The organism is Acinetobacter sp. YH12063 (assembly GCF_013419715.1).
GTDB classification, from domain to species: Bacteria; Pseudomonadota; Gammaproteobacteria; order Pseudomonadales; family Moraxellaceae; genus Acinetobacter; species Acinetobacter amyesii.
In genome coordinates this window covers 1-7,959 of record NZ_VOZO01000029.1, presented here as the reverse complement: position 1 = coordinate 7,959, position 7,959 = coordinate 1, and the positions used below count along the sequence as shown (strand labels likewise).

Below are 7,959 nucleotides of genomic sequence, written 5' to 3'. Positions count from 1 at the left end.
ATCCCAACCACGGCCATGCAATTTGGTCTCAGCATCAATACTATCAGGATGCTTTCCGTTGTAATAAAACCCTGCTTGCTCTAAAGCTATTCGGGCCTTTAAACGCAAATCTTCCGCTTCCTTAGGACTGGAATGCCAGATCACCATTTGATAAGAGTCATTGTCGTCAATAGCACCGCAATCAATAGTGTTTTCAGGTTCTGAGCCTATGCCTTGAAAAACCAAATACGGAACTGCTACACCAATGTCTGCTTGGCCTAAAAAGATTCGATCTCCGAATTTTGATGCTAAATAAGTATCGGCTTTAATCGTTCGAGCAATTGGAGCTGTCATTTTGCGAGTTCCTTATCTAATTCAGCACCAAACACATTAGAAAACTTGTTTGTGACTTCTTGAATATTAGTGCTTAGTGCGGGTCTCATAAAAGGTGTGGCAGGTATGTTGGCACTGCCAAACTCCAAATATCTCCAATAGGTCGTGATTCCACCAGATAATTTAGATAAGGCTGTGCGATCAGTATTTGCATTCTGTGCAGCACCGCCACGCACACCAACACGCATCACAATTTCATTTTGGCTTCGAGTTTTACCGCCTGAAACAGCAATATTTTTCCAAATCTTCTCTACTGTTTCGGGATCATCGATCGCTTTGGCGTTTGCTCGTGCTGCATCCCGAACAATATTCATTGCTTGGCGGGCTGATTTGCGTGCTATGCGCTTGGCTGCCTTACCGCTCGTCAATAACTTGAGCTTTCGATTTAGCTCATCAATGCCATGTATTTGCACATCAAGTGACATAAACACCTCACATAGTTGAAAGCAAGAACGTCACCGACTCGTAACCTGTGTTTGTATCTTCAAGCGCTTGACTATCAATAGCGTAGGTTTTGCCTTTGTAAATCACTCGCATGGCCGTGTTGATATCTTCTCGATAGCGGATCTTTACACGTGCGACGACTTTGGAATTACTTGCTTGTGCGGCAATTAGGTCCTTACCTGATAAATGGGTGACTTTGGCCCACAAAGGCATGTAATCAACCCACTGTTCAGGAATTGGATAACCGTCATCATCTTTACCAGATGTTAGTTTTTGCACCATGATGCGATGACGGAGTTCGCCAGCGTTTTGGGTCATAAAACCTCCTAAACAGCAGTTGGCTTACGATATGGATATAACAAGGCTTGCACTGGCATAGGCAGATAATTACCGTTTAACGGTGCATCTGATTCAGCATTTCGATATTTATCCCAATACCCGCAAAGCATCAGAATCGCTTGGTGAATCGCTTTCGGATATTCAGACTCAAATTCATCTGTGATGTAATTTTTAACAGCACTATCAGCGGCATCTAAATAACCTTGCAGCATCGTATCGTTTGCATCATCGTCATAGCGGAGATGAAGCTTAAGTGTTTCTAAATCCACAATACTCATTCTTCACCCCACTTCTTTTGCGCTAATTTAAAGTTTTCATGGCTAAATTCACCTAAATGGTCTTTTTCACAGTGCCATAACGAGCCTTTATGTGTCACAAAAGAGCCTTTTTCATACTGATTTTCTGACTTAAAAACGCCTTGATATTGGCCTTTTGGGTCTGAATTTTCGGTATTTTGAGGCGTATTTGGTGCAGATTTGCCAAAAGGGTCATCCAACTGGTCACGCTTAGACAATGCTTCCAACGAATAGTTCTGCTGCTGCATGTAAACCGTGTCACCACCCACCAAAGGCTCTAAATTAAACTGCTGACGCGCTTCATTTGGAGTAAAGATTGAAGCCTTAACTCCGCGTTCCTGAATGCCCATTTTTGTTTCTTTATCCATGCGGAGCAGAGAATCAACATCAAGAAATATTTCAAGGCCACGCGCTTTTAAGTCAAATGCATCATCAAGCAGGTTTTCAATAGCTTCTACCGGGCTTTGTAGGCAGTCAGAAAAATAGATTTCATTCAAATCACCAACCTTCTGCCCTGCCGGAATTGTTCCATAACCCACCTTAAACGCTGGCACATGTAACACTGAGCAAATAATTTCATTCGACATTTTCAGCTGCTCAATCGTTTGAGTGTCCGAAGCTGTCATGCTGATTGGCTGATATTTCAAAGCATCACCAAGTACCGCAGTTTTACCGATGTTTTGGCCTGTATAGTTCGCATTCCATGCTGCACCAATGGCACGTGCTTTATCTTCTGAAATCGCACCAGGTGCAACCAGAATGCCGCTTGGTCGACTCATGTTCCCAAAAGAAGTTTTGGAGTTTTTTAGAATGTTTAAACCTAGTCCAGCTGAAATTCCATAAGCAGTAATAGCGGGAATACCTACTAGTGGATGATAGAGACAGTTTTCACGATCATGGATAATTTCAGAGGCTGGAACAACAACAGACTCTGTGCCATTCAGCCGATCAATCCCAAGTTGGTAAAAGACTTGCCCATCATCACTAATCAGTGGTTTTGTTTGATCTGGATTTAAAATAACAATTTTAACTACCTGCCCAAATACATCACGCACCTTAAATCCGTATGCATTACCACGGAGCTTTCGACAGATCATCCAGAATTCTAAAAACTGCTGCCAGTTTTGGTAATGGTTTGGACGTTTAAGAACAACCAAGTCATCAGGAATGGGCGCATCAACTAAAATTTCGCCTTTCTGCCTTTTAAGCAAAACACCCATTTTTCCAATGTCTTGAGAGATCAGGGAAATACATGAGAAAACTGCAGGATGTGCCGCCAAATCTTCACGAGTCAGTTCATCGTTTTTCTGCCAAGCACCTGAGTATGGCTCTTGCACAAACAAAGACGTCCATCCTTGGTTTGATTGGACACTTTGCAGTGATTTTTTCCGGAAAAGTCTGTCAAAAATGCCCATCTAAACCGCCTTATTTTTGCTCTGTGGTGTCTGTTTTAGTCTTGCGAGTCGTCTTTTTAGGTTCTTCGTAAGCTTCCGCTACACCTGTTTTAATCAAAATGTTTGCTTCAAACTCGGTTACATCAAGCACATCACCCGGATTGGCGTTGTGCATAACCTTCAAGTATTTAATCTTCATAGACTGTTCCTATAGCTAAACAATTGTGATGCTTAGATATAAAAACAGCCCCAATTAAGGAGCTGTTTTTCAGACATTAACCTGCTGGTACTTCTGGAGCTTCAGCTGGCGTGTAATCAATCGCTGCTGCAGCAATCGGGCGTCGTTTTGCCCAAGTGATGAATTTCTCAACACGTACCGCAAACTTATTTTGCTGCCATAAGTTATGAGTGGTTTGACCATCAACAAGTGTTGCTTGATCTGAGTAAGAGATATCAACACCACCGTCTTGTGCAAGCAAGATTTCAGAGGTCTTAACAAGAATGATCTTGTCACCAACGGTTTGAGAAGTGATTACAGGGATACCCATCAGTGTGCGGTCACCACGAAGCGACATTCCATTGAAATAAGTATTACCCAAGGCATCGCGAAGCAAGCTGATTTGAGCTGCACGAGTTTCTGACATCAGAATGTAAGCACCATCTAATGACAGGTTTGCTGTTACAAAGCTGCTAATCAATGTTAGCAAGTCGGCCTCATACGCTGCTGCAGTTACACCTGTTGGAGTAATTGCAGTTACACCGTCAAGCACACCAGCTGGGCGTGCTGTAGTTGCTTCTTCAGCATCAAGGAACGTGGTATCAATTAATGCTGATGATGCAGCGATTAAATCATCACGAACAAGAATATCGACAGCCGGATCAGAGCGGCGCATTAATTCCTGCGAGTAGACAGTAATTGCAGCAAGCTTATGCTCTTTGATTTCAACTTCACCATATGTTGGGTTTGTTAATGGCTTGGCCGCACCTTCACCAACCCAAGCAACAGTACCACTGGTCAACTGACTTGGAATCTTTGAGTTAAATGGAACAGCACGAAAACCGCTCAGCTTATCAAACACAGTCGCTGCACGAAGCATGTCAACAAACTCGCCAACTAAGCGGTTTTCATGCACCAGTGTTGATGCAAAGCCTTCACCAGTTGTGGTACCTAGTGTTGCCTTGGTGACAAGATCTTGAACTTCATCACCAAAGCCCATGCTCTTGGCCATATCCATTGGAGAGATATAGTTACCGTTTTTTGCTGCAAGCTGTGAGCACAGTTTTGCACGCGCAAATTGAGCAAAACCAATACCTTTAGGCAGGTTTGATTCCACCTGAATGCGTGGCACTTCTTTTTTACTTTCAGCCGTGTCTTTTGCTTCCTGCTCAGACTCACCTTTTGCAGCTGTAGCAGATTTTGCAGCTTTTTCCGTTTCTTCAATTTGTTTACGGACACGAGCAATATTCTTTTCAATTGCTTCAATTTCTTTTTCAACTGTTTGAATTGAGGCTTCAGTTGCATCATCTGGTGTTTGACCTGCGTCCAATGATTTAGTCATATGACCTTGCAGCTCAAGGTTTTTGGCGGCTAATGCATCAAGCAATTGCTTTAGATACTTATTCATAGTTTTACTCCACCCTTTGTTGGGCAATTCAGTTTTACGACAATGTGTTTTTGCTCAGATGAATCGCCATCTGCAGCGGGTTGCTGAGGTTCATTGCCCAACGCGGCTTTGTATTCCTCAAATGCTTTTGCGTAATCCACGCCCGCTTCACGGTTGCACGGTGTGGTTACAAGTGACAGTTCAATAAGTTCCCATTTATTGAACTTAATGCCGCCACCTTGAATAAATTCGGCACTTTCCCAATCAGCGTTAAAGCCAACCGACAGTCCGGTAATTAGTTTGTATTGGACACTTTGGAAAGCTTCATCCACACGCTCTTTGAGCTTCCCTTCTTCTTTGATTTCAGGAATGTAGAATTCAACTTCGATCGTGTTTTCAAGAACAGTGATTTTCGTTACGTAACCAACGACTAACTTGCTGTCGTGGTGCAATAGAAGCGGTACTGGCAAAGTGAACTGCACACCGCTTGGGACCATGATGTCCTTTACGCGATCAGGGTTGCTTGTGCTGGCTGTGCCGGTAAATGTGCGAGTAGATTCATCAAAACTCTTAATTTCAAATGAGCTGAAATTCTTAAATAAAGCTCCCATTGAGGCTTTCTCCTAAAATGAAAAAACCTCCAAATAAGGAGGTCAATAAATTGCATATTTCTAAATGAAAAAGACGTTGTATTCTTTTTCGGCCTGTTCAGGATTCATACTCATAAGTGCCACCGCGTTAAACGTGGCAATCAATGGATCAATCTTCCCAACACCTGATTCCTGTTTGCTGATCATCATGCCGTTGCCTTTCACGACGGCACGCGCATTACCTACGCACCACGACATAAGGCCTTGCCCTGCATGGTAAAGATTGCCTTCAGCAAGCTTTCGTTCGGTTGTTAAGATGTAGGACATGAGCTTAAATCCCTGTTGAACCGCAATGAGTTTGTCTTCAGGAATGCCAGCATCAAGTAAGCCATCCAGTAGACCACCCAAGCCAAGAGGATCGAGTCCAACTTTATCGAGCTTGCCTGAGTCATATACCTTTTTTGCAATCAATGCGAGCTGGTCAATATCATCACCAACACGATCAACAATGGTCAGACTGCCTTCCTTTTCATAGTCAGCGTACTTTGGCGCATTCTCTTTACGTCTTTCGACTGCGGTTTTGTTGCACCAAGCATGATTCCAGAGCCACCAGATTCGAGAATTTCCCTTTAGCCTACCAAGAGCACTAAACCCCAAAAGATCGTCGAGCCCCCCACCATCCAAACCAAGTGTGATTACGTCTGATTTTTCAATCAATCGATCAAGTGTGATTGTATCTCTGGCTTGTTGCAGCCAATATTCAGCACCAGCCCATCTGTTGGCGCGAAGGTTTAGGCCGATGGGCACATTTAAGTGTTTTGCAAGAAAGTCCCGAAGTGATTCTTCACCAGCATCTTTAACCTTCTCAAATTCATTAATCAGATAGTCTAGATCAACCGATGCGCCTAAATTTGGATTGGTAACGTAGAAGTTTTCAGGTTTTAAATGTTCATCCGCTTCTAGCATCCATTCTGGAAACTCGTAAATCAGCGGTAAGAACTGCGGATTGACCTTCACACCGTCCCGAATATCACGCGCATAGTCCAGTAATTGCTTGAACACACCGCATGGTGTTTCATCCGACATGGTGGACAGGTAAATCACACAGCCTTCTGGCCGTGATGCCAGGCCACCTTTTGCTTCACGAAACATTGATTCAGCGTTTGAGCGCTTCCCAAACAACCAAACCTCATCGATCAGAATGATTGAGGCCTTTTTACCTGCAGCAGCATTACTTTCAGCAGCAATCACTTTCAAGGTCGCATTAGTGCCCAAGTGAGTGACTGTTTTGGTGTGCTCGGACACATTGAACATTTCCTGAAGCTCAGGATCTGCTCGAATGAAGTCTCGAATTGGATTAAAACTATTGTCCGCGACCTCTTTTGTGGGCGCCAACAGAATAAGCTCAGCCGACATACGATCATTTAAGATCAAGGCCACCATCATTACGCCAGCCGCAATCGTCGACTTGGTGTTTTTCTTGGAGATCAGTAGGAAGAATTCACGAATTAAACGCTTCTTTTGTTCAGGATCGTAAGCACCAAAGATTGCCCGGACAAATTCAATCACCCATGGCAATGTGACTTCACCCATTTTTGGGCTACCCATCACATCGACCAAAATTAATTCTTTAAAAATCCGCTCTGCCACATCAGCCACTTCGGGAAAAAGTGGAGCACATGGCATGAGTGACTTTTTAGCGACAATACGTTCCTCCCAGTCTGGAAGAGATGTCGACCATTCTGGGAGCATTGCTGACATAAATTTAACTTCTCAACTGTGAGCCCAATGTTCCAAACTTCCCGCCTTGAGTGGCTTTTTTAGCTTCATCGGCTTTGGTTTCTTTCTTGCCTTTTTCAGCAACCTTGCCATGGAAATACGGAAGGGCTGCTTTTGCTGCATCCATTCGCAATTTCATATCTTCGACAGGATCAGTCCAAATTTCTTCTAAAAATTTGAGCGGGTCAGCACGACTGCCAGCAGCTTCAATGTCTTTTTTAGTGATGATTGGTCGTGATTCTGGCTTGGAATCAACTTTAACGTCGGTGTTAATCTTAAGCCTTTCAATGTATGCAATCACATCAGGATCTTTAGCTAATCTCGACCCGGCTTGTGACGCTGATTCAGGACTGTAACCCGCGAAAATAGCGGCCTGCTTGTTATCTGCACCATCATGTTTAGATTGGGCAAATGCCTTCTTTTTAGCTGTTAAAGCCATGTGCCCTCCTTTAACATATTTGTGAAATGGGAAATTTTTTTATAAATGAGATGGCGGGCGGTGTCCGCTGGCTTGGCCTTTTGAACTTTTTACCTCCCCCCACCATCTTTAATTTTCCAAATACTTTTCAACTAATGCATCGATATTTTGCGCACGCTCAATTAGTGCTTGCTTGGTATCGTTTGGGATTCGTGGATCAAACTGCATGCCTCGCATAAAGTTTGCAGTTGATTCAAGTTGTTCTAATAGTTCTTCATTACTCATAGCCTGCTTTCCTTCTGAGTCTTCTCTTTATGACACGGCGCACACAACGATTGCAGATTAGATTCATCATCCGTTCCGCCTTGGGCCTTATTCTTAATGTGATCTAACTCAAGATCCATTGTCACACGACCACAGCACTGGCATGTCCACTCATCACGAGTGTGGATCTTCTGCTTCAGTCTGCGCCACGGTCTACCACCTCGACCACTTCCCCAATTCTTTTTAGGTTCAAGTCTTGGTTGCTTCGGTGTCATCGCCTGCAGCTTGGTTTGAAGTCTTGGGAGTTTCATGAATCAAGATACCCATGTTGGCTTGGCTCGTCCTCGTCGGGATTTAACTGAAGTAGCAACTCCTGAATCTGACTGCTCTGTGTTACCACTATCTGAATCAGCTGACTGTTCTGTTGCAGCACTTGATTGTTCTGCTTTACGATCTCGG

The 7,959-nt window shown here is 43.7% G+C and carries 12 protein-coding genes; all 12 read right to left on the bottom strand.

The genetic code is table 11. The annotated features are described in order from the left end of the window. Positions 1-333: DUF3168 domain-containing protein (locus FTU12_RS15960; protein WP_180114979.1), on the bottom strand; the 333-nt coding region annotated here is incomplete at its 3' end. Continuing rightward, positions 330-797 (bottom strand): HK97-gp10 family putative phage morphogenesis protein, encoded by a 468-nt coding sequence (locus FTU12_RS15955; RefSeq protein WP_180114977.1) that lies wholly within the window; start codon positions 795-797, stop codon positions 330-332. The genes FTU12_RS15960 and FTU12_RS15955, both read right to left, overlap by 4 nt. A 7-nt stretch (positions 798-804) precedes the next feature. Further along, entirely contained in the window at positions 805-1,134 is a 330-nt protein-coding gene (locus FTU12_RS15950) for a phage head closure protein (protein ID WP_180114975.1), read from the bottom strand. An 8-nt stretch (positions 1,135-1,142) separates the two neighbouring features. Then, positions 1,143-1,433, bottom strand: coding sequence for a head-tail connector protein (locus tag FTU12_RS15945; RefSeq protein WP_180114974.1), 291 nt, complete (start codon positions 1,431-1,433; stop codon positions 1,143-1,145). After that, complete coding sequence (locus tag FTU12_RS15940; protein ID WP_180114972.1) at positions 1,430-2,866, bottom strand: phage portal protein; 1,437 nt, start codon at positions 2,864-2,866, stop codon at positions 1,430-1,432. Before FTU12_RS15940 ends, FTU12_RS15945 begins: the two co-directional genes overlap by 4 nt. Before the next feature lie 10 nt (positions 2,867-2,876). Next, positions 2,877-3,044, bottom strand: coding sequence for a hypothetical protein (locus tag FTU12_RS15935; RefSeq protein ID WP_180114970.1), 168 nt, complete (start codon positions 3,042-3,044; stop codon positions 2,877-2,879). A 76-nt stretch (positions 3,045-3,120) separates the two neighbouring features. After that, the gene (locus tag FTU12_RS15930; RefSeq protein ID WP_180114968.1) at positions 3,121-4,470 is read right to left on the bottom strand and encodes a phage major capsid protein; all 1,350 of its coding nucleotides are present in this window, start codon (positions 4,468-4,470) and stop codon (positions 3,121-3,123) included. Beyond that, entirely contained in the window at positions 4,467-5,060 is a 594-nt protein-coding gene (locus FTU12_RS15925; protein ID WP_180114966.1) for an HK97 family phage prohead protease, read from the bottom strand. Before FTU12_RS15925 ends, FTU12_RS15930 begins: the two co-directional genes overlap by 4 nt. Positions 5,061-5,120: 60 nt before the next feature. Beyond that, positions 5,121-6,800 carry a terminase large subunit gene (locus FTU12_RS15920; protein WP_180114964.1) on the bottom strand — a complete coding sequence of 560 codons (1,680 nt, stop codon included), beginning with the start codon at positions 6,798-6,800 and terminating at the stop codon, positions 5,121-5,123. A 4-nt stretch (positions 6,801-6,804) separates the two neighbouring features. Beyond that, entirely contained in the window at positions 6,805-7,257 is a 453-nt protein-coding gene (locus FTU12_RS15915; RefSeq protein WP_180114963.1) for a terminase small subunit, read from the bottom strand. Between the two features lie 108 nt (positions 7,258-7,365). Continuing rightward, positions 7,366-7,521: a hypothetical protein gene (locus FTU12_RS15910; protein WP_180076898.1), complete on the bottom strand. Its 156-nt coding sequence runs from the start codon at positions 7,519-7,521 to the stop codon at positions 7,366-7,368. Beyond that, positions 7,518-7,811 (bottom strand): HNH endonuclease, encoded by a 294-nt coding sequence (locus FTU12_RS15905; RefSeq protein ID WP_120402447.1) that lies wholly within the window; start codon positions 7,809-7,811, stop codon positions 7,518-7,520. The genes FTU12_RS15910 and FTU12_RS15905 overlap by 4 nt, the downstream gene beginning before the upstream one ends. Positions 7,812-7,959: the final 148 nt, after the last annotated feature.

Coding starts and splice junctions, on each gene's coding strand:
- FTU12_RS15925 (WP_180114966.1), bottom strand. CDS start 5,060: ATGGGAGCTTTATTTAAGAATTTCAGCTCATTTGAAATTAAGAGTTTT.
- FTU12_RS15940 (WP_180114972.1), bottom strand. CDS start 2,866: ATGGGCATTTTTGACAGACTTTTCCGGAAAAAATCACTGCAAAGTGTC.
- FTU12_RS15935 (WP_180114970.1), bottom strand. CDS start 3,044: ATGAAGATTAAATACTTGAAGGTTATGCACAACGCCAATCCGGGTGAT.
- FTU12_RS15955 (WP_180114977.1), bottom strand. CDS start 797: ATGTCACTTGATGTGCAAATACATGGCATTGATGAGCTAAATCGAAAG.
- FTU12_RS15910 (WP_180076898.1), bottom strand. CDS start 7,521: ATGAGTAATGAAGAACTATTAGAACAACTTGAATCAACTGCAAACTTT.
- FTU12_RS15950 (WP_180114975.1), bottom strand. CDS start 1,134: ATGACCCAAAACGCTGGCGAACTCCGTCATCGCATCATGGTGCAAAAA.
- FTU12_RS15945 (WP_180114974.1), bottom strand. CDS start 1,433: ATGAGTATTGTGGATTTAGAAACACTTAAGCTTCATCTCCGCTATGAC.
- FTU12_RS15930 (WP_180114968.1), bottom strand. CDS start 4,470: ATGAATAAGTATCTAAAGCAATTGCTTGATGCATTAGCCGCCAAAAAC.
- FTU12_RS15915 (WP_180114963.1), bottom strand. CDS start 7,257: ATGGCTTTAACAGCTAAAAAGAAGGCATTTGCCCAATCTAAACATGAT.
- FTU12_RS15920 (WP_180114964.1), bottom strand. CDS start 6,800: ATGTCAGCAATGCTCCCAGAATGGTCGACATCTCTTCCAGACTGGGAG.
- FTU12_RS15905 (WP_120402447.1), bottom strand. CDS start 7,811: ATGAAACTCCCAAGACTTCAAACCAAGCTGCAGGCGATGACACCGAAG.